General features: G+C 46.6%; 17 protein-coding genes and 1 pseudogene. 12 read left to right on the top strand and 6 right to left on the bottom strand.

Annotation, left to right across the window (positions count from 1 at the left end; all coding sequences use genetic code 11):
- Nucleotides 1-52: 52 nt before the first annotated feature.
- The 3 genes from GN278_10895 to GN278_10905 all read right to left on the bottom strand — a co-directional run bounded on the left by GN278_10895 (nt 53) and on the right by GN278_10905 (nt 4,166).
- The gene (locus GN278_10895; protein XAT61203.1) at nt 53-1,273 is read right to left on the bottom strand and encodes a transporter substrate-binding protein; all 1,221 of its coding nucleotides are present in this window, start codon (nt 1,271-1,273) and stop codon (nt 53-55) included.
- A 10-nt stretch (nt 1,274-1,283) separates the two neighbouring features.
- Nucleotides 1,284-2,891: a flotillin family protein gene (locus tag GN278_10900; GenBank protein ID XAT61204.1), complete on the bottom strand. Its 1,608-nt coding sequence runs from the start codon at nt 2,889-2,891 to the stop codon at nt 1,284-1,286.
- Nucleotides 2,892-3,017: 126 nt separating this feature from the next.
- Nucleotides 3,018-4,166, bottom strand: coding sequence for an ABC transporter substrate-binding protein (locus GN278_10905; GenBank protein XAT61205.1), 1,149 nt, complete (start codon nt 4,164-4,166; stop codon nt 3,018-3,020).
- A gap of 97 nt (nt 4,167-4,263) precedes the next feature.
- On the opposite strand from GN278_10905, the gene GN278_10910 reads away from it, so the two are divergent.
- Nucleotides 4,264-4,695 carry a MarR family transcriptional regulator gene (locus tag GN278_10910; protein XAT61206.1) on the top strand — a complete coding sequence of 144 codons (432 nt, stop codon included), beginning with the start codon at nt 4,264-4,266 and terminating at the stop codon, nt 4,693-4,695.
- A 939-nt stretch (nt 4,696-5,634) separates the two neighbouring features.
- On the opposite strand, the gene GN278_10915 is transcribed toward GN278_10910, so the two are convergent.
- Entirely contained in the window at nt 5,635-6,015 is a 381-nt protein-coding gene (locus tag GN278_10915) for a hypothetical protein (GenBank protein ID XAT61207.1), read from the bottom strand.
- A 301-nt stretch (nt 6,016-6,316) separates the two neighbouring features.
- Between GN278_10915 and GN278_10920 the strand changes: the two genes are divergently transcribed.
- The 11 genes and pseudogenes from GN278_10920 to GN278_10970 all read left to right on the top strand — a co-directional run bounded on the left by GN278_10920 (nt 6,317) and on the right by GN278_10970 (nt 17,485).
- Nucleotides 6,317-8,176 (top strand): hypothetical protein, encoded by a 1,860-nt coding sequence (locus tag GN278_10920; protein ID XAT61208.1) that lies wholly within the window; start codon nt 6,317-6,319, stop codon nt 8,174-8,176.
- A 350-nt stretch (nt 8,177-8,526) separates the two neighbouring features.
- The gene (locus GN278_10925) at nt 8,527-9,546 is read left to right on the top strand and encodes a geranylgeranyl pyrophosphate synthase (GenBank protein XAT61209.1); all 1,020 of its coding nucleotides are present in this window, start codon (nt 8,527-8,529) and stop codon (nt 9,544-9,546) included.
- Nucleotides 9,547-9,622: 76 nt separating this feature from the next.
- On the top strand, nt 9,623-11,149 hold the full coding sequence (gene crtI, locus GN278_10930) for a phytoene desaturase (protein XAT62637.1): 1,527 nt from the start codon (nt 9,623-9,625) through the stop codon (nt 11,147-11,149).
- Nucleotides 10,956-12,125 (top strand): phytoene/squalene synthase family protein, encoded by a 1,170-nt coding sequence (locus GN278_10935; GenBank protein ID XAT61210.1) that lies wholly within the window; start codon nt 10,956-10,958, stop codon nt 12,123-12,125. The genes crtI and GN278_10935 overlap by 194 nt, the downstream gene beginning before the upstream one ends.
- Nucleotides 12,122-13,261: a hypothetical protein gene (locus tag GN278_10940; GenBank protein XAT61211.1), complete on the top strand. Its 1,140-nt coding sequence runs from the start codon at nt 12,122-12,124 to the stop codon at nt 13,259-13,261. The genes GN278_10935 and GN278_10940 overlap by 4 nt, the downstream gene beginning before the upstream one ends.
- Complete coding sequence (locus GN278_10945; protein ID XAT61212.1) at nt 13,258-14,154, top strand: beta-carotene 15,15'-dioxygenase, Brp/Blh family; 897 nt, start codon at nt 13,258-13,260, stop codon at nt 14,152-14,154. The genes GN278_10940 and GN278_10945 overlap by 4 nt, the downstream gene beginning before the upstream one ends.
- Nucleotides 14,155-14,893: 739 nt before the next feature.
- Nucleotides 14,894-15,172 (top strand): hypothetical protein, encoded by a 279-nt coding sequence (locus GN278_10950; protein ID XAT61213.1) that lies wholly within the window; start codon nt 14,894-14,896, stop codon nt 15,170-15,172.
- Nucleotides 15,169-15,318 carry a hypothetical protein gene (locus tag GN278_10955; GenBank protein ID XAT61214.1) on the top strand — a complete coding sequence of 50 codons (150 nt, stop codon included), beginning with the start codon at nt 15,169-15,171 and terminating at the stop codon, nt 15,316-15,318. The genes GN278_10950 and GN278_10955 overlap by 4 nt, the downstream gene beginning before the upstream one ends.
- 120 nt (nt 15,319-15,438) lie before the next feature.
- Complete coding sequence (locus tag GN278_10960) at nt 15,439-15,576, top strand: oxidoreductase (protein XAT62638.1); 138 nt, start codon at nt 15,439-15,441, stop codon at nt 15,574-15,576.
- Nucleotides 15,573-15,944 (top strand): IS66 family insertion sequence element accessory protein TnpB, encoded by a 372-nt coding sequence (gene tnpB / locus GN278_10965; protein XAT61215.1) that lies wholly within the window; start codon nt 15,573-15,575, stop codon nt 15,942-15,944. The genes GN278_10960 and tnpB overlap by 4 nt, the downstream gene beginning before the upstream one ends.
- An 89-nt stretch (nt 15,945-16,033) precedes the next feature.
- Nucleotides 16,034-17,485 (top strand): annotated as a pseudogene (locus tag GN278_10970) (IS66 family transposase).
- A gap of 137 nt (nt 17,486-17,622) precedes the next feature.
- Here the strand turns inward: GN278_10970 and GN278_10975 are convergent.
- Entirely contained in the window at nt 17,623-18,429 is an 807-nt protein-coding gene (locus GN278_10975) for a carbon-nitrogen hydrolase (GenBank protein ID XAT61216.1), read from the bottom strand.
- Nucleotides 18,426-19,223 (bottom strand): ABC transporter permease subunit, encoded by a 798-nt coding sequence (locus GN278_10980; protein ID XAT61217.1) that lies wholly within the window; start codon nt 19,221-19,223, stop codon nt 18,426-18,428. The genes GN278_10975 and GN278_10980 overlap by 4 nt, the downstream gene beginning before the upstream one ends.
- Nucleotide 19,224 lies beyond the last annotated feature (1 nt).

A 19,224-nucleotide genomic window follows, 5' to 3' on the forward strand; every position in this document is an offset into this window, starting at 1 on the left:
CGCCAGCCAAGGCTGGCGACGTTGGCTACTTTTGTCCGTAAATCAAATTGCTTTAGAATTTGATTTCATACTGTGTGTTATCGTTTGGATTGGCCGCCAAATCACAAACCGCTTGGGTATCAATCGGTTGGCGCTGGGACAGCGTTTTAACAACCCGCATTCCCTGATTTTCCATTTCCATTAAATGAACATCAAGAACTGCATGGTGGGTTTTGGGATCTACCGTGACCTTGCCCCCCGGGCCGTCGATGGAAATACCGGTTTCAAGAGCAGCAATAACCGCATCCCGATCCAGGCTTCCTGCCGCTCGAACACCCTCGGCCCAAGTCAGAACGCCTTGATAGTTGGAAACTGCAATTTCATGAATAGAGTTGCTATCTCCAAAAGCCGCTTCCCAATTTGCCTTAAACGCATTATTGGCTGGGCTGTCTATGTCTTGAGAATAGTTGTAAGCAACCATTATACCGTCCGTTTCGGCCGCACTTAGCACTTTGTGTTCGTTGCCCACGCCCATTGTTGTAGAGGCCAGTGCAATTTTATCTTTCATCCCCGAGGCCGCCCATTGACGGAAGAATGAAAGATGCGCAGCGCCTACCAGTGGCGCGATCACCAAATCCGGGCCAACAGACTGAATTTTTGCGATTGTCGAGCCGAAATCAGACACATCCAGCGGGAAGAAATCAAGACCAACAGTTTCACCACCATTTTCAGCAACATACTTTTTGATCCACTCGGCGGTGATCTGACCATAATTGTAGTCAGCAGCTAAAATATATACCTTCTTGCCAGATTTACCCATCGCATAAGGCACCAAAGCTTCTACCTGCTGAGCTGGCGTTACACCGTTGATAAAGATATTTCGGTCGCAAACACCGCCCTCATACAAAACATTATAGAAGTACAGAGTTTTAGATTTTCTCATGGTTTGCCGAATAGCTTCGCGTGACGCAGACAAAATACCACCATGAACCACATCAACTTTATCCTGTCGGACAAGCTGTTGGGCATATTGCGTATAAAGGGCCATATCAGATTGCGTATCGTAGCCAATTACTTCTACCTGTTTGCCCAAAAGGCCACCATCGGCATTAATTTTTTCAACAGCAAGCTGAAGCGCCATGTTCATTGGCTTTCCATAGGCATCAAAACCGCCAGATGTGTCCAATACCGATCCAAGCTTTATGGTATCGCCAGCTAGTGAAATACTGGGGACTGCGACGGCGGCAGCCACTGCAGCCGTTGTTGCTAAAAATTTTCTTCTGTTGAGTTTCATAGTTTTCTCCCTAGGGTTTTTTGTTCTTTTCGGTTTCTGTTTTAGATTTGATGCGATTGGCATAATCCGCCGTGCGGCCAGCAAGGTTTGCGTCGAAGTCAACACCAATTTCCTCGCCCATTTGCTTCATGGCGGGCAAACGTACAGCCATTCCTAGAATTTGATCCATGGCGGCCCCAAAAGCGCCGTCCACACCGCCGTTAGACTCATTTGCGCCCCCGCCAATACCAGCGATTTGGTTGATGCGGATCGAGTCTATTTTTTCCACCGGTTTCATCATTTGAGTCATAATTTCAGGGAGGCGGTCAAGCTTACGCTCCTCCAAGCGCATTGCAATAACGGCTTCACTAAGGCCATTTTCGGCAGCGATCTGGGCGGCTCGGCCTTTGGCCTCGGCCTCCATGCGCTTTAAATCTGCTTCGGATTTTGTCTGAACGGCCTTCGCATTGGCCGTTGCCTGGGCAATTTGTGTCTCAGAGTTATTTTTGACTCTGGCTCTTTCGATTGCCAACTCTTTTTCTAGTTTAAGCAAGGAAATTTCTTGATCGCGTTCAGCAATTGCCTTTTCTTTTTGTTTTTGTACGGATTCGGCCGCCAACAGTACCTGCGCACGTGATGATTCTTCGCTTGCCTTTACTTTAGCCTCTTCAGCACGCAACTGAGCAAGTTGCATTTCGTTTTGTATTTTAGTTTCCTCAAGTGCAAGAATGGCGGTCATCTCTTTGCGCCTTAGCACCTCGTCATTTTTAACCTTTGCGGATTCAATATCCTGCTGCTGCTCTATGCGAGCCGTTTCCGATGACTTTTGAGCTTCGATCTTGTGCACCTCAGATAAAGCCTCAGACTCTGCTTGCAATCTAACCAGATGTTCTCTTTGGGCGATTTCCGCCTCGCGCGTTGATCGTTCAATATCTAAACGCCGCTGGACCTCGACCAGCTTGCTTTCACGAACAGAGATTTCAGCCTCTGTTTCGATTAGTACGCGCTCTTTTCGCTGATCCGAAACCAATTGCGCTGCCCTTCGCATACCTTCGGCATTAAAGATATTTTGCTCATTTAGCTGGCTTAAATCACTCTGATCCGTAGACAGCAACGCACCGGAAATGAGTTCGAGGCCAAATTTGTTTGCCTGCTCTGAAATAGCTTGTGACACCTCTTCAGTAAAAGCGGCTCTGTCAGTGTGAATTTCTGTTAGTTGGCGAATGGCCGCCGCATTCTGAATGGCATTTAAAACTGTTCCAAACAGTAATTCTTCAATATCCGCACCAGAGCGCGAGATGCGTCCACCAAGCGACTGTGCCGCCAGCGCTACAGATGTTTTTGACGGCGCCACACGGAACTCAAAAGACATATCGACATCAGCCCTAAGCCGATCATCTGTCAGAAGTGACGCAGCTCCTTTGCGCTCAATGCGAAGCGTAATAGCACCCATCGACACTTTTTGTATTTGATGCAAAATTGGAAGAGCAAGACAGCCGCCATCTAACACAACCTTCTGTCCACCAAAACCGGTCCGCACAAGCGCCATGTCCCGAGTGGCTTTCGCAAAGTACCGTTGAAAAAACCAAATTCCGACCAAAAAAACAGCTAAAGCAACAGCCAGATTAACAATCAGCATCAGCGCGACCTCCCTTGGATTGCGAGGGCACACTAGTGCTCTAAGGACCTCGAATCTGTCTAAGGTCGACTTTGGATTACTTTACTTTCCATTTCAAGTATTTAGTTTCTTTTTCAATTAAAAATTTTAATCTATTGTTTTTATTAATTTTTTATCAACACTATACATAACACCATCTGCTCTAGCCAAATAGATCGGAGATGACTTTTGGTCGTTTGAAATAAATTTTGCGTTGCGTACACTTTTATAAATCAGCGGTGCGCGACGTGGCATTCCAAAATCCGCCCAGCCCTCTCCATGCGTTTGAATCAATTCTTTCAAAAACTGGATGCCTTCATATGTTGATTGACCCAAAGCATTTAGCATTGGGGCTCGGTCACCATGCAATGTATAATATTTTTCTTTGAATGCAGCATTTTGCTCAGACTGAAGAGACGCAAAATAAGAAGACGAAGAAAACAAACGCTTCAGCCCGTCAGATCCACTGGCCAATAGCGCATTTTCCTCAATTGCACAGGACAATCTGATCATAGCTTCATGCGCATTTAGCGCCCCAAAATTACGATTGAATTCAACAGCGTCTTGCCCCACTAAAGAGATTAAAACGGCTTCGCTGCCGGACGCAGTAATTTCCTCAATTTCTCTATAAAAATTTGGCTGACCAAACGGTAAATATTTTTCATAGCTTAATTTTGACCCAAGCGCTGCAATTTTCGTTTTCGCGTAGGCATTTGAAGATCGTGGCCAAACGTAGTCATTTCCAATGAGAGCCCATTTTTTTGGTCGGTAAATTGCTTGCAAATGATCCATCGCAGGGCCCAGTTGCTGAGCCGGTGTTTCGCCGATTGCAAATATTCCCTTGCCGTTTTCCCCACCCTCATAAAGAGGAGTATAAATATATGGAATGCGGCCCTGCACAACTTTGCTTAGTCTCTGACGCATTGAACTAATATGCATGCCCACAATTGCATCCACCGATTCCGTTTCAATAAGCGAGTTTATTAGCTCTTCAACGGGTGCATTGGTCTCGATTGCAGTATCGACCATTATCAATTGCACTTGACGTCCTGCAATACCATCGGCTTTGTTTAATTCGTCGATGGCAACCTGAGCACAGGCGATACACGAAGGCGCCCAGAGCCCTGCAGAGCCACACATAGGTATCAGCAGTGCAATGCGAAATGCTTTTGATGGGCTTAACAACCGCTCGTCGAAAGGTGAGGCAATAGTGTGCGGCACCCCAACAGAGGAATATTTCCAATTCGATACTTGCATTTTTCGATTGCACTCCTTGGATTACACAGTATCGCAATTGATTTTCGTTTCCAAGTCAACTAAATTAAGGTGAAAGTTGGAACTTTGGAACAATATAATGACGGCTAGCCCATTACCACTAGACAAGTATTTTTCGTATGCGGTGGCTTCAACACATCGAAAATTGCACGTGAACTTGAACAAACAGCTTAACTCTTTTGGAATTCAAGTTGAGACTTGGCGGGTATTGGAAACTTTGGATCAAACCGACAGCCTAACCATGAGCGATCTGGCCAAAGTAGTACTAATGAACCCGCCAGCGCTGACAAAAATGGTTGATCGAATGGTAGCAGACGGGCTTGTTCAGCGCCAAATCAGCCGTGAAGATCAAAGGCAGGTTACATTGGTTCTTACCAATATGGGCTTAGATCTTGTTCAAAACGTCCGCCAACCAGCCATTCACCAAAATGCTACAGTAATGGAACAATTAGGCCCCGAAAAGGCAGCGTTGATCCACGAAGCCTTGGAAAGCTTGAATAAGCTTCTTTGACATTTGCCCTTCTTCCCTAGAACAAAATCATGGATTTTGTAAACGTCTCTTTAGGAGGAAGGCGAATGGCACAAATGAGACACAGTGAAGAAGACATATTGCGTTTGCATCATGAGATTGAGGTTCATCTTGAACCGTAGTGCAATGGCGCGGTATCCAGCCGATGAGGCAATTCTAACGCCCTACCAATGAAGTCTGTTTAGGCATATGGGAAAACTATTTTTGGGGAAATTCTCTGGGGAATTTTTGGATTTTTAGTCGGTTAAAAAAAATAACCCGAGCCATAAGAGATTAACTGGGTCAGGACAGCGCGATCAAATCAAAGTTCAGCATAGGGAAATAACGGAGTGAAAGCACAGCCCTAAAGGGGAAATAAAGAAATGTCGCGCATCTGCAAATAATGTCAGTCGCAATTTGTCATGGAAACAATGCTTTAGATTACTAAACACTCTCTTTTAAATTAGCAGCTAATCCTAGCTTCCGAGGGGGCTGATATCCCCCAAACTTAAAAAATTGGTTAGTCATATCCATTTTATTGAAGCGCTCACCACTCGCAGTTTTAAGAGTAAATTACGCAATTATCCCGTATTCTTAAAACTGAATTCCGCTAATCCGTTGATTTTATAGCGCACCCGAGAGATGGTTTACATGCTAATTATAGCACGATACACAAACTTCTATAAGCAATATTAATAGCTTACGTATGCGTGGTTCATAATCAACTACTGCCTCGGTGATACCTTAAAATATACCACAGCTTATACAGTCACGGCCCATGCATAACTTGGTCAAATCCTTTTTGCTACTAGTATGGGGTAAGCGATGGGTGATGGTGACACATATCAGTCTTGTAAACACCTACATGCTATTTCAGATGACAATACCAAGTATGCATATTCATTATATAGAAAATAACTACACACTCCTGATAAAATATTTTCAAAATTGACAATAATCTGCAGGTGATGTTGGAAAATATCTAGTTGTCAGATCATACATTTCAGGGTGTTCATTTTTGATCATTTGGAGGCTGGAGTAAGAAGATTTATAATCAACACCACCATCCATCATGTATCCTTCCACCGCAACGGCCCAAACTTCACCCGCTGGAAAATAACGTGAAACAATTTGCCTTTCATATGCCTGATCAACTAGATCAGGAAGTGTTTGATAAAATTGGTGGTCACTTGTACTTTCAAAGATAATCTGCTGCAGCAAATGCGCCATTTCTTGGTATAAAGGGTTTCCTCCAATATTTTTATTTCCAGGGTAACAAAGCCATATCGAATTCACTGGCATAGTAGCATCTGTTTCACTCATTGCAAAACCACTCTCATCGCAATACGTGGAAAACTCTGGCACTTCGCAAGAATTATTTTTAAACAATGCAGTACACATTTTGTTTATTTTTATTATAGAGAAAATATAATTATTTCTCTTCTATAACCTTGGATAACTATATGTCATTGGGTTGATTATGTATAAGGCAGACACCATGCCTTAACAGTGGGTGTTAACATGAAAGTAAATTCCGTAACGAATGACTCCACAAACAAATATATTTTTGATTAATTAATGTCATACGTCCTTTGACTGAAATGAAAAATATTTGAAAGTAAACATGACCAAGGAAAAGATTGAACGAAAGATTGCGGTTATTTTTGCCACCGATGTTGTTGGTTACAGCAAGCATATGGAAGCCAACGAGAGTGAAACCATTCACAATCTGCGTGCATGTGAAGCTATCTTGGAAGGGCTTTTTGAAAAGCACAATGGACGTTTGTTTAATACTGGAGGTGACTCATTTCTTGCAGAGTTCCCAAGCGCAGTTTCAGCCGTCGAATGTGCAGTAGAATTTCAAACCCTCGTCAAAGAAAGAAATTCGTTAGAAGAGACCTCAGTAAAGCTAGAGTTCCGTATAGGAATTAACTCTGGTGATGTGGTTAAAGAAAAAGATAATTTGTTGGGAGATGGGGTTAATATTGCAGCAAGGCTTGAGGCTTTAGCCCAAACGGGCGGCATTACGATCGCAAAGGTCATTCACGACTTCGTCAAAGGCAAAACGGTATACAAATTTCACGACCTAGGCGTTCAAAAAGTAAAGCAGAACGAATTCCATGCATTTGATTTACTTCTAGAGCCATCGCAAAAAAGAAAAATAAATGGAACAACGTCAAAATTTTTCATGGTTACAGCTGTAGTTTCTGTTATTGCCTTGGGCTTAGTAATATTTTGGGGACTATTTCATCCAATCCTAAAAGACCAAGCTTCTTCTGATGTTCAATTAGCAGCCGTTAACTCATCCTCACCCGTTATGCTGGTCTATCCTTTTGAAAACTTGTCGTCTTCAGAAGCAGGCGCGAATTTAAGTACTGCAATAACGGAAAGTATGATCTCAAGCCTGTCCCGTTATACGGGTATTAGTGTACTTTCTAGTAGTACGAGTTTGGATGCCAGATCAAAGCAACTTTCTGATGCACTTATTAAAAAGTTTTATAATGCAAACTTTGTTGTGAGGGGTTCAATTCAAACTTTTTCCAATCAATCCAGAATACAAATGCAGCTTGCTGACTTGTCTTTGAATAAAGTCGTCTGGACAGATAAAGTTGACTTTGCTGCGGAAGATATTTTTGAAGTTCAGGACAAAATAGGGGATAAAATCCTTGCACATTTGCAGATTGAGGCAGTCGCAGGATCCGAAGCAAAAAGTTGGGCCTCTAAATACGGTACGGCCGAAAGACTGACGCTTTTTTTAAATTCACGAGAAGAGTGGTTTAAATTCACAGCGGATGCATATGAAAATCACACCAATATAATTAAGAAACTTGAGGAACAGTTAGGGAGCAGTTCTCCTGTCTTGTACAATATAAAAGGATGGAACCTCGTCCTTAAAATCACAGTTGGAAAATCGACTAACTTAGCTCAAGACACGGCTGAATTGATCAGACTTGCAAATTTGGATATCGCAGAAAATAACGATGTGACATCCTATAATTTACGCGCCCTTGTCGAATTCAGAGTTGGTTCTAAAGACTGTGAGACTTCAAAACAGTATGCTAAAAAGGCGGCGGAGTTAGGGGCTACAGCAGATACATACATAGTGAGTGGCTCTATCTGGGTGGAATGCGGTGATCTAAAAGAAGGAACACGCTTTTTTGAAAAAGCCTTGCGGCTGCAGCCTAACGATAGTGGTTGGAACTTAACAAAACGACTAATCCCAATGTATTATTTACAGGATGACCACAAGAAAATCATCTCACTGGTCGAGCCGCACCTTGATGCGGTTGATATTGCTCCCGAAATGCTCGCCTTTTATGCGTTTGCAAAACTTCAAGATGGAGACAAGGCGCTAGCGTTAAAAATGCTCGATAGAGCCAAACAGCTAGGTATTTCAAAAGACTCTTTGCAAAGAGTAATCAGAGATCAGAGTAAAACTGAAGAATTTATCATAAAGTTATCAGAATTGGGGAATATTGAATAACTGGATGCTTAACCATTTTTCAAAGCCTATCAATCGTACCCACTGTTCCTAAAACTAAAAACATAGGATAACCGACAGCCGAGCGGCGTGATATCTCGAGAATATGTGCAAACAAACCTCGATCAGAGCCACTAGAGCAATATATCTTCAGGCACTGGAGGTTAAGGTAACTGAAAACCTTTGCAAAAATGGCCAGAATTTTCCGCCGCTTTTGATTCCTACTTTGTCTGGACTTCGAAATCTGAAATCTTAAGCTTTTTATCATGCCGATGACTGAATGAACAAAGTTATGGCTAGACAACATGCATTTTATTTTTTTATAGATAATGATCTGTGTTTGAGGCCATCAAATGACTGAAAATGCTCAAAGAATACTACAACAGGCATTTGGCGATGCAGTGTTTGCGTGTCCTCTTCCGGAGTTCTCTCAGGCAATAACTGACTTTATTGCTAACAGATTGCCGCCTGCGAGCCACCCTCTAGGGGCCGCAGCGAGACATCATTTCATGGTGCCTGGGAAACAAATCCGCGCTAGAATGGCGCTCGCAGCTTCAGATAGTTTTGATGTATCGCGTATCGCGGCTCTGCAATGGGCAGCCGCAGTTGAGGTTCTTCACAACGCCTCTCTTGTTCATGATGATATTTGCGACGGCGATACAGTGCGCCGAGGCCATGAGTCTGTGTGGTCGCGCTTTGGGCGTGATATGGCACTTGCTCTTGGCGACTGGTTAATCGCTTTGTCTTTTGAACTGGCTGCCGAGGCTGCTCACACAGGAAGGACCCCGCTTTTAATATCGATCTTATCGCGTAGCATGTCAGAAACAACCTCTGGACAGGCTCTCGAATTTGGGACAGCATCCTATCCTGATTGGTCAGCCTATATGAATATTTCAACCGGTAAGACAGCGCCGCTTCTAATTGCCCCAGCTGAAGGTATCGCCCATCTGGCAGGACGCCAAGATGTGTTGCAACCGCTTGTAAGCTTTTTTACCGCAGCTGGTGCCTGCTATCAGATTGCCAATGACATGCTAAACATAGCGGGAACAGATGGCGCAAACAGTCCAGCATCGGATTTGATAAGACGCACACCAAATGCTGTCATTGTGATGTTCCGCACAACATTGAAAAGAAACAAAGCTGCGGAGTTTGATAAATGGCTTGCCTCATCTGATACCAGTGGGGCCGCAACATGGCAGAAAAGACTAGCCCGATCTCTCGCAATGCAGATGACAGCATCTTCGCTTTTGAAAATGATGGAGCAGGCCGAAGCGTCCTCTGCCCAGTTTCCACATGACTGTCGGGATGTTATCGCCCCGATACAGTCTCAGCTTCATACTGTTTGCCATAAACTTGTTTCAGACTACCTCTAGGCAAATCAATTTGATGTTAGGGAAACACCCATAGCCTGGATAAGGCCTCAACAAAGGGTATGGCGGAATGTATGACATGTCTTCAACGGCTTCCTCGACAAAGCGAGCAGATACTTCTCCATCCCATACACTTGTCATAGGTGGAGGCTTTGGTGGCATTGCCTCGGCTCTTAGAATGCGCGCACGCGGTCATCAAGTAACGCTTGTGGAACGGCTTGATGCTCTTGGTGGGCGGGCTCAGGTGTTTGAACGGGGTGGCTTCCGCCATGATGCTGGTCCAACTGTGATTACAGCGCCCTTCCTGTTTGACGAGCTTTTCGCTCTATTTGGTGAACAGCGAGAAGACCATCTCGATTTCGTGCCGCTTGATCCGTGGTACAGGTTTCATTTTCACAATGGCGAGAAGTTTGACTACCGTCCTTCGCTTGAGGACACGCATAATGAACTGGCTCGCTTTAACCCTGATGATACCAAGAACTATGATGCGCTGGTTGAGACATCGCGCAAAATTTTCGATATCGGATTTACCCAGCTTGCCGACAAGCCCTTTACCCGCTTCGGGGCCATGCTTAAACAGATACCACATCTACTACGCCTCCGAAGCTATCTCACGGTATCGCAACTCGTAAATCAGCATATTAGACATCCTCTTCTTCGGCAGGCCTTGTCTATCCATCCGCTTCTCGTCGGTGGCAATCCGTTCGACACAACTTCCATTTATGCACTTATTCATTATCTGGAGCGCAAGTGGGGCGTGTTTTTTTGCATGGGCGGCACCGGAAAATTGGTGGCAGAACTTCATCGGCTGCTCGAGCGACGTGGTGTAACTATTCTTCTCAATACCGATGTTGATGAAATTCAGGTTGAGGGGCGCAGGGTCAAAGCCGCAATCACAGCTGATGGCCGTCGTCTAAGCGCCGATCGTATTGTTTTTAATGGTGATCCATCAACATTATACAACCAGATGATGCCGACGCATAGCCGGCGCTGGAAAAAAGCACTACCAGAATCTGTGACGAAATATTCCATGGGGCTGTTTGTCCTCTTTTTCGGGACCAAGCGAACCTATGAAAATGTGGCTCATCACACAATCTGGATGGGGAAACGCTATCAGGAATTACTGGATGATATCTTTAACAAGAAGATATTAGCGGATGATTTTTCGTTATACGTGCATCGCCCAACAGCGACGGACAAGAGTTTCGCGCCAGAGGGATGTGATAGCTTTTATGTATTGTGTCCTGTGCCAAACTTACAAGGGAACGTTAATTGGGACGTAGAAGGCCCTGACCTGCAGCGCAGGATTATTACGGCACTGGAAAAAACTATAATGCCAGGACTTAATGACGCTCTTTCAGATGATTTTTATATGACACCTGAAGATTTCAAAAAGGACTACCGTTCGATGCATGGGGCGGGGTTTTCCATTTCTCCAACCTTTACCCAATCAGCATGGTTCCGTTATCATAACCGCGATCCTCATCTTGATAATCTTTATTTTGCCGCAGCAGGAGCGCATCCGGGCGCTGGCATGCCAGGTGTTTTGTGTTCTGCAAAAGTTGTTGAAAAACTTGTCGACACGGAAACAATCATGCAAACTTAATCTAAAGACGATACAAAGGGAACGGGCTTGCAAGGTGACAAAAGAGGCATCCTTTAAATTTGGGAATTCTGATTCAGCTGTGGAGCGTGCTAAGAGCAGTTTATCCCGAAACGGCCGGAGCTTTGCTTGGGCAGCCCGGTTTCTTGGACCGCAAGTTGGGTCAGATGCCGCCATGCTATATAGCTTTTGCCGGATACTGGATGACCTTGCTGACGGAGATATGGAGTTCGGCCCAGAACGTCTTGAAGCTATCAGAACAGGATTACATAAAAACACCCCCCACATTGACCCTTCGCTTGCCGAATTCTGGCCTGTGATGCAACGCTGCGCTGTTCCAGCTGAACCTCTTATCCATCTGCTTGACGGCCTTCTGCTCGATCAAAAGCCGGTTCGCATTGAAACAGAAATGGCTCTGGTTCGTTATGCGTATCATGTTGCCGGCGCGGTCGGCCTCCTTATGTGCCCTGTGCTCGGATGTGCCTCTAAGGACGCCGAACCGTTCGCCATCGATATGGGCATAGCAATGCAATTGACCAACATCGCCCGCGATATCCACGAAGATGCTCAGATGGGGCGCCGATACCTACCCTCTGACTGGGTCGGCTCATTGGAACCAGAAGATATCCTGCGCGCAGGCTCACGGCCCGCCAGCCAAGACTATAAAGCGGTAGAAGCCGGAACAGAAAAGCTATTGCTTCTGGCAGACAGATATTATGAGAGCGGCAGAAGGGGTCTATCCTATCTTCCTGTGCGGTCCCATTTATCAATTGGCGTTGCCGGTATGGTGTATCGCGCAATTGGCACAAAGTTGCGCAAAAACGGGCTGGATTGGGCTGGACCGCGCACGGTAACCAGTTCATCTGAAAAGCTTATGGCCAGCCTGAAAATCCTTCCCTCTCTTCTCAAACGGGGAAAAAGAAGTACTGCTGAACATGACCTGCGTCTTCATACCCCACTTTTCGGATATGTCAGATGAGAGCTACGTCTGTAACCATCATTGGGGCTGGATGTGCAGGCCTATCCCTAGCTGCTGAACTCTCGAAAATTGAGAACAGCAAAGTTAAGCTTCTTGGCAGGCCCTCTCCTGCGGAAACCACCCCTCATGTCTGGGGTTTCTGGCGGATGGACTGGTTAGAAGAGCCCACACATCAGAGCCGCGCTTCTTGGTCAAAATGGGAATTTCTGGCTCCTGATAGTGCTGTTGTTCGACAGGAAAGCACGACCCACTCCTATCATGCTCTTCTGAGCACAGATTGGCTTGGCGCTTGCAGGCGCAAAGCCCAAACCACCCAATTTGAGCAAATTGATGTGGACGGACCTAATTTGCCAGCAGACGAAGACACAGAATTTGTATTTGATAGTCGTCCGCCGGAACTGGATGAACCGTTCATGAAACAGCATTTTCTGGGCTGGGAGATTAAGACTAAAACACCAGCTTTTGACCCCAGTGTCGTGCGTTTGATGGATTTCACCACCGACCAGTCCCGCGGCATTCATTTCATATATCTGCTCCCCTTTGATGCACACACTGCGCTGGTCGAGTCTACCATGTTCTCTTTCACCACCGAACCCAACAGCTGGTATGAAGATGCGATAACAGCTTATTTATCTGACCAGCTTGGAGTAACTTCATTCAACGTTCAGCGCACTGAAAAGGGCTGTATTCCAATGGCCTTTCCAGATCGTCCACACAGCCGCTATCATGCGATAGGTGGGAATAGTGGTGCGGTTCGCGCATCATCTGGCTATGCCTTTACCTTTATTCAAAAACAGATCAAACAGATTGCGCGTGCGATTGCCACCAGGGCAGACACGCAGTCAACCATTGCGGTCAGACGTCCCCATAGGACACTTGATAGAATGATGGATGCTGTTTTTCTGGATGTGCTTGCCAGAGCCCCGAAGCGCGCACCTAGCCTATTCATGAAACTAGCACGCGCACTCCGAGGAGACGAGCTTGCTCGTTTTATGTCAGGCACAGCTGGTTCTGCAATTATTATCAAGATTATTTTTGCTATGCCGAAAGGTCTATTTTTTTACTCGGCCGTTAGATGCTGTGCTAATGCGATCAAATCTTGCCTAGCGATGCCTTTAAAAGGTCAAATAAAATGAGCTTGTCCCTGATAGATTACGTCAGTCTCTTTTTCGTTATGGTTATAGGTCTTCCTCATGGCGCTTTTGATAATGCGCTTGGCTATCTACTGGGATATGGACGGAGTCTTAAAAGTTTTATCCAGTTTTCGGCCGCATATCTGGGAATAGCAGGTCTTGTCTATCTGGTTTGGCTCTTCGTGCCTGTCATATCTCTCATTTGCTTTCTCGGCTACAGCTTGGTGCATTTTGGCCTTGGTGATGTCACCGGCCTCCGGCGCTCTGTGCCGGAATCATCCAAAAGCCAGCTATTTACATCCCAGTTAGGCAGTCGATTGCTGAATTGGACATTGGTCTATGCGCATGGTGGTCTTGTGACCATTTTTGTGCCATTTTGGCATGCTGATGAGGTCAGTGTGCTGTTCCAGTTGCTTTCAGGTGAAGAGGCAGCCACCATTATGACAATTATTTCTCCTTTGAGTATCATATGGGTCGCAAGCCTTCTGGTTATTATTAGCACCGCCATTTTTGAACCACTTTATCGGCGCAGTGCTTTTGAGCTTGTTGTGCTGACATTCTGCCTCAGCTTTTTGCCGCCACTTGCCGGATTTGCTTTCTATTTCTGTGCCGTTCATAGCCGCAGACATTTTCAACAGGTCTGGAGCAATATCACATCAACACTTTCTGGACGTTACTCTCTTGGTCTTGCTGCCATACTCACAGCAGCAAGCTGGGCCCTGGCCGGTGCTCTTTATGCCAGCCAGCCTATTGGTGACAGTATCGATGCCGCACTTTTGAGGTCCGTATTTATCTTGTTGGCAGCGCTAACTGTCCCTCATATGTTGTTGGTTGATATGCTGTTCCGTCCCCATATTTTAGGCTGTGCTCGGAGCGCTGAAAATGACAACTTGTGATTGGTAAGATAATAATACGGCCTGCAACCAAAAAACAGGCAGCGCCCCGCGAAAACTCCCATATCACTCTTGCTTATAGCATTTCACCATAGGATACGTCCCATCTGATCTAAATAGTATTCCTAGAACAAAGGCCGCAGGATATTTGCAAGCTTCATATTGATAGGAAGGCTTTTGAATGAGGTAGGACTAGATACTCCTCTGTGGTGATGTGTTTGCCTACTTAGGGGCATAATGAATATGATTAACAATCTAAAAATAGTCATAAAATAAGTCTCCGATTGGAAAGCCCTGATACCACTATCAACAGTTTTTGCGTTGATAACCTTGAGAAGTAGAGCTTTCATTACTGCACTCTGCACAGGTAGTATTTGTTTCTTAATCGTATAGGGGTCAGATCTAAAATGTTACCATTAAGAATGCCTTGAGTTTTTTTAGAACTTGCCTCGGATGAATTGTTCGAATACCCGACCCAAAACTGACAGTAGTTCTATGCACCTCACTTTACTGAAATATCAAAATCAGATTACAGTCTAAGTATGAAATCCCCTATTCATCATACCTCTGGTTCTAATGTCTCTAATTCTAGGTGCTATTGATAATGAGCTTATATAAAAAATACCAAGAAGCTTGGGATGGGCAGGACATTGGGGCAATGCTTGAAATATACCATCCTGACTAAAAGAGGGTCTTCCATGCTAAAGGTATTGAGCAAGGCCTAGATGATCTAGAGCCAATGATGTCACGTTGGTTGATAGGAACAAAACGTAACAAAAGAAGGTGTCTATATGAAAATGAGGACGTCGTTGTTGAACACTTTGTTGCTGACTTTCAAGATGGAACTACAGAAGCCGTATTAACCGTACATCTCCTTAAAGATGGCATACACATCGTAACCGTCTGGTCTTCCCCCTCTGACGCTTTTGTGGATGGCTTGATAATGTGCACCATTGGTAGTGGACATCATGAGGCATTCTATGGCGGGAAAGAAGGGTCAAAAGAAGCGGTTTTGGTTTGAATGAGGCGGATCAGGAATTGATCTGGGAGATCAATTCCCCGACGAATGAGAAGCATACGATCTGTGCGCAGGCGCGGGTGTCGGGGGTGTCTGTGGCGCAGGTCGCACGCCGGTATTCGATGAATGCTAATTTGATCCACAAGTGACTTCGCGACCCTCGGTTTGCCACTGATTTTTCGGATGATGTTCTGGAGATTGATGAAGTGCCGGCCTTTCTGCCTGTTGAGATAGAGGGTGTCGTTTCATCCCCGGCCACACGATTGCCGATGTCGCCGTCGGTGTCGGATGCCCGACTGTCGGCGCAGCGTGTTGATATCACTTTGTCGGATGGTCGGCGTATATTGGTGGAAGGCGCGACGGGCTTGTCTGCTGTTGTGGCTTTGGTCGAAGGATTGATGGTTTGATCCCGGTCCCGGCGCAAACGAAGATATGGCTGGCGGCTGGGGTGACGGACATGCGCAAGCAGTTTAATGGTCTTTCCGCACTGGCAGAAGCTGTGTTGAAGCAGGACCCGTATTCGGGTCATCTGTTTGTGTTTCGAGGCCGGTGGGGCGACTTGATCAAGATTATATGGTGGGACGGCCAGGGGGCGTGCATGTTTTCCAAGCGTTTGGAGAAGGGCAAATTCGTTTGGCCCAGTGCTAAGGACGGTAAGATCAGCGCGACACCTGCGCAACTGTCGATGCTGTTGGAGGGGATTGACTGGCGTATGCCAAAGCGAACCTGGCAGCCTTTGACGGCTGGCAATTTAACAACAAATTCAGCGGTGTAGGATTCCCATTTGTACGCCTATCCGCTATAGGATCGGCAATGCTGAAAGACCTTGATATCACCCCGGATGACCCCGCTGAACTCAAGGCCGTGAACCGACTTTTGGCGGCTGAAGTCAAGGCGCAAGCGCTGCAAATTGAGAAGCTCAAGCACCAGCTTGCAGGCCATCAACGGCACCGATTTGGATCAAAATCGGAATCTTCTGATCAACTCAATCTTGAACTTAAACTGGAGGAAGAAGAGACAGCCGCCGCGCGTATTGCGCCGCCTGAAGATGCCCCTGATCCAGAGCCCAAACAAAAACCAAAGCGCAAGCCGCTGCCCCCAACTCTGCCGCGCAATGAGCAGGTTCTGAGCCCTGGCGAGACCTGTAAATGCGGCGGCGATTTGCGCACCATCGGCGAGGACGTGACCGAAGAGCTGGATTATATTCCTGGGCGCTTCATCGTAAATCGCATCGTCCGGCCCCGGATGGCGTGCACGTGTTGTGAACGGATCGTTCAGGCACCGCTGCCATCGCGCCCGATTGAGCGCGGTCGGCCCGGCGCTGGTCTTTTGGCGCATGTGTTGGTCAATAAGTACGCAGATCACCTTCCGCTTTATCGCCAATCGCAGATATTTGGCCGCGAGGGAATTGATCTGGACCGGTCCACACTGGCGGGTTGGGTTGGTCAGTCCTCAAAGCTACTGGAACCTCTGGCCGATGCCATCGGGCGGCATGTTCGTCAGGGACAAGCTATTTTCGCGGACGATACGCCGATCAAAATGCAGGCCAAAAAGAAATGCGCAACCGCACGCATCTGGACTTATGTGCGTGACGGGCGGCCTTGGGCCAGCGGTGATCCCCCGGCGGCTTGATATAAGTTCAGCACGGACAGGCAAGGCAAGCATCCCACCGATCACCTTAGCCAGTACAAGGGATGGATCCATGCAGATGGCTACGCTGGGTTCAACGACTTGTTCGCCAAGGATGAGGTTCATGAGATGGCCTGCATGGCCCATGTCAGGCGCAAATTTGTCGATATCTTCCAGTCGCAGCAATCACAGATCGCCGAAGAAGCCATCAAACGCATCGCGCTTCTCTACAAGGTCGAAAAGGCCGCCCGTGGAAAGCCGCCCGAAGAACGGGTCGCCCTGCGCCAACGCGACGCCAAACCGGTCTTTGATGAATTGGAAACCTGGCTGGATGCCCAGCTGAACCGCATCTCGGGCAAGTCAGAACTGGCCAAAGCCATCCGCTATGCCCTGGACCGAATGACGAAAATGCGCAGTTGTCTGAACAACGGCTCACTGGAGATCGACAATAATTCAGCCGAGCGTTCAATTCGCTGCGTGGCCTTGGGCCGTAAGAATTTTCTCTTTGTTGGCTCCGAGGGCGGCGGCAAAGCCGCGGCTATCGCCTATACCCTGATCGAAACTGCTAAATTGAACGGCGTCGATCCCCAAGCCTGGCTCACATGGGTCCTCGCCCAAATCGCAGACCATAAGATCACACGCCTGAACGAGCTCCTCCCGTGGCGTTACGCTGCCATAGCAGCGTAACTCAACCCATCGATCCGCGCCAGAGCCCCCAGACCAAACGGATACGCTTTTTGTAACATTACGCTCTTTGTATTATTAAAAAAGCGCACTTGAGAAATTTGCGGCGTTCCATTCTCAAAAAAATGAAGGATCAAACTTTACTCGCGGCTTAGTATTTCATTTGCAAGTTCAGACAAGTAGTCAATTTTTGAAGTCACTTGGAGCCGAGTCATATTGGATACTTTGGCAGTTAAGAGTCCCTGTTTTGCTCTTGCTGCCCGAGCCATATCGTTCCCATCTGGAGAGACAATACAGCTGCCACCAACATATTCGAATTCTTCTTCACGATTTATCCGATTTGCATAGCCTACATATATGCCGTTTTCCAGTGCCCGCGTTGGGACAAGAAGTGATAAAACGTTTTCATACGGCTCCATTAGTGCGGTTGGTGTAACTATTAGATCTACGCCCAGATTTGCTAATTCTCTTGCCCGTTCTGGAAACTCAAGATCAAAGCAGATCAACACACCGACCGTTAGCCCCTTCCATGTGAAGGTCAGCGGTTTCGTGCCTTGTTGGAATGTCCGCTTTTCCCAATCCCCATAGAGCATTCGTTTTCGATAAGTTCCGACCAATCCAATGCCTGGATGCACCACAAAGGCGGCATTACAGGTCCCTTGCGTGGAGGCTTCATAGGATCCGACAACCAAAGCGATATCGTATTCATCCGCTATGCTCGCCAATTGATCAAAAACTAGATCATCCACTTGCGCTGCGATTGCCGCGATGTCAACCAACGTGAAGTATCCCGTCAAAAAACATTCGGGAAAGACCAAGAGTTTGACACCCTCGGCAGCCGCTTGCCTTGCTATTCGACTAATGTTATCAATGTTAGACGCCACATCACCGGGTACACCGACGCCCTGCCAAAGACCAAGGATCATCTCTTTATCTGTTCCGCTCATTTGTCCGATCTCTCTGCGCCCAGAAGTTTGGGAAGATCACCAAACCGGGCAATGGTTCCGAAAACCAAAATCGCTGTCATTACGAAGAACACTGCGACTGCCGCCATGACTGGCGTATAGCCATATCTAAGTGAGTTAAATATTTTGATGGGCAGCGTTTCTGCTGTAAAGCCTGCCACCATATATGCTATAATATACTCGTTCAGACTAAGGACAAACGCAAATGCAAAACCTGAAATCATGTAGGGCCTTACCAACGGAAAGATGACCGTGCGAAAAACTTTTCTTTCGTTGGCTCCCATGGTGCGAGAGGCTTCTATCAACTGTTTATCGATGGAATCAAGACCTAGTGAAATCGTGACAAGCGGTAGCGTCACCAGAAAAACGCCATGAGAAATTATCGTTGCATAGATTTGCCCGTAAAATCCAATTGTTATCCAAAATATCATGAAACCGAGCGCCGAAATGACCGGTGGCAGCATGAACGGTGCGACACCAAGCCCAAAAAGCGCTTTGGCGAGGGTATTCTGTTTTCGCCAAATGTAGAGCGCCAACGGCAAGGCAATCGAGACGGCAAGTGTACTTGCCCCAAGCGCAATAACCAGCGAGTTGCCTAAGGCATTTAGCCAATCCTTTTCCTGGAACAGTTCACCGTACCATTGTAGCGAGAAGCCTTCGGGCGGGAACAGCAGCCGCTTGGGCTCATTTACTGAAACTCCAAGAACAACAAGAAGTGGGGCGGCAAGGAATAGTAAGACCAACAGTATAAAGGTGGTTTTCATCAAATTAGACATA

It is taken from the genome of Rhodobacteraceae bacterium Araon29 (assembly GCA_039640505.1).
Classification (GTDB): domain Bacteria; phylum Pseudomonadota; class Alphaproteobacteria; order Rhodobacterales; family Rhodobacteraceae; genus CABZJG01.

What these genes read in the sequence shown, in the direction of transcription:
- GN278_10895 (XAT61203.1), bottom strand. Translation starts at nt 1,273, where the DNA reads ATGAAACTCAACAGAAGAAAATTTTTAGCAACAACGGCTGCAGTGGCT.
- GN278_10900 (XAT61204.1), bottom strand. Translation starts at nt 2,891, where the DNA reads ATGCTGATTGTTAATCTGGCTGTTGCTTTAGCTGTTTTTTTGGTCGGA.
- GN278_10905 (XAT61205.1), bottom strand. Translation starts at nt 4,166, where the DNA reads ATGCAAGTATCGAATTGGAAATATTCCTCTGTTGGGGTGCCGCACACT.
- GN278_10910 (XAT61206.1), top strand. Translation starts at nt 4,264, where the DNA reads ATGACGGCTAGCCCATTACCACTAGACAAGTATTTTTCGTATGCGGTG.
- GN278_10915 (XAT61207.1), bottom strand. Translation starts at nt 6,015, where the DNA reads ATGAGTGAAACAGATGCTACTATGCCAGTGAATTCGATATGGCTTTGT.
- GN278_10920 (XAT61208.1), top strand. Translation starts at nt 6,317, where the DNA reads ATGACCAAGGAAAAGATTGAACGAAAGATTGCGGTTATTTTTGCCACC.
- GN278_10925 (XAT61209.1), top strand. Translation starts at nt 8,527, where the DNA reads ATGACTGAAAATGCTCAAAGAATACTACAACAGGCATTTGGCGATGCA.
- crtI (XAT62637.1), top strand. Translation starts at nt 9,623, where the DNA reads ATGTCTTCAACGGCTTCCTCGACAAAGCGAGCAGATACTTCTCCATCC.
- GN278_10935 (XAT61210.1), top strand. Translation starts at nt 10,956, where the DNA reads ATGGGGCGGGGTTTTCCATTTCTCCAACCTTTACCCAATCAGCATGGT.
- GN278_10940 (XAT61211.1), top strand. Translation starts at nt 12,122, where the DNA reads ATGAGAGCTACGTCTGTAACCATCATTGGGGCTGGATGTGCAGGCCTA.
- GN278_10945 (XAT61212.1), top strand. Translation starts at nt 13,258, where the DNA reads ATGAGCTTGTCCCTGATAGATTACGTCAGTCTCTTTTTCGTTATGGTT.
- GN278_10950 (XAT61213.1), top strand. Translation starts at nt 14,894, where the DNA reads ATGTCACGTTGGTTGATAGGAACAAAACGTAACAAAAGAAGGTGTCTA.
- GN278_10960 (XAT62638.1), top strand. Translation starts at nt 15,439, where the DNA reads ATGTCGCCGTCGGTGTCGGATGCCCGACTGTCGGCGCAGCGTGTTGAT.
- GN278_10975 (XAT61216.1), bottom strand. Translation starts at nt 18,429, where the DNA reads ATGAGCGGAACAGATAAAGAGATGATCCTTGGTCTTTGGCAGGGCGTC.
- GN278_10980 (XAT61217.1), bottom strand. Translation starts at nt 19,223, where the DNA reads ATGTCTAATTTGATGAAAACCACCTTTATACTGTTGGTCTTACTATTC.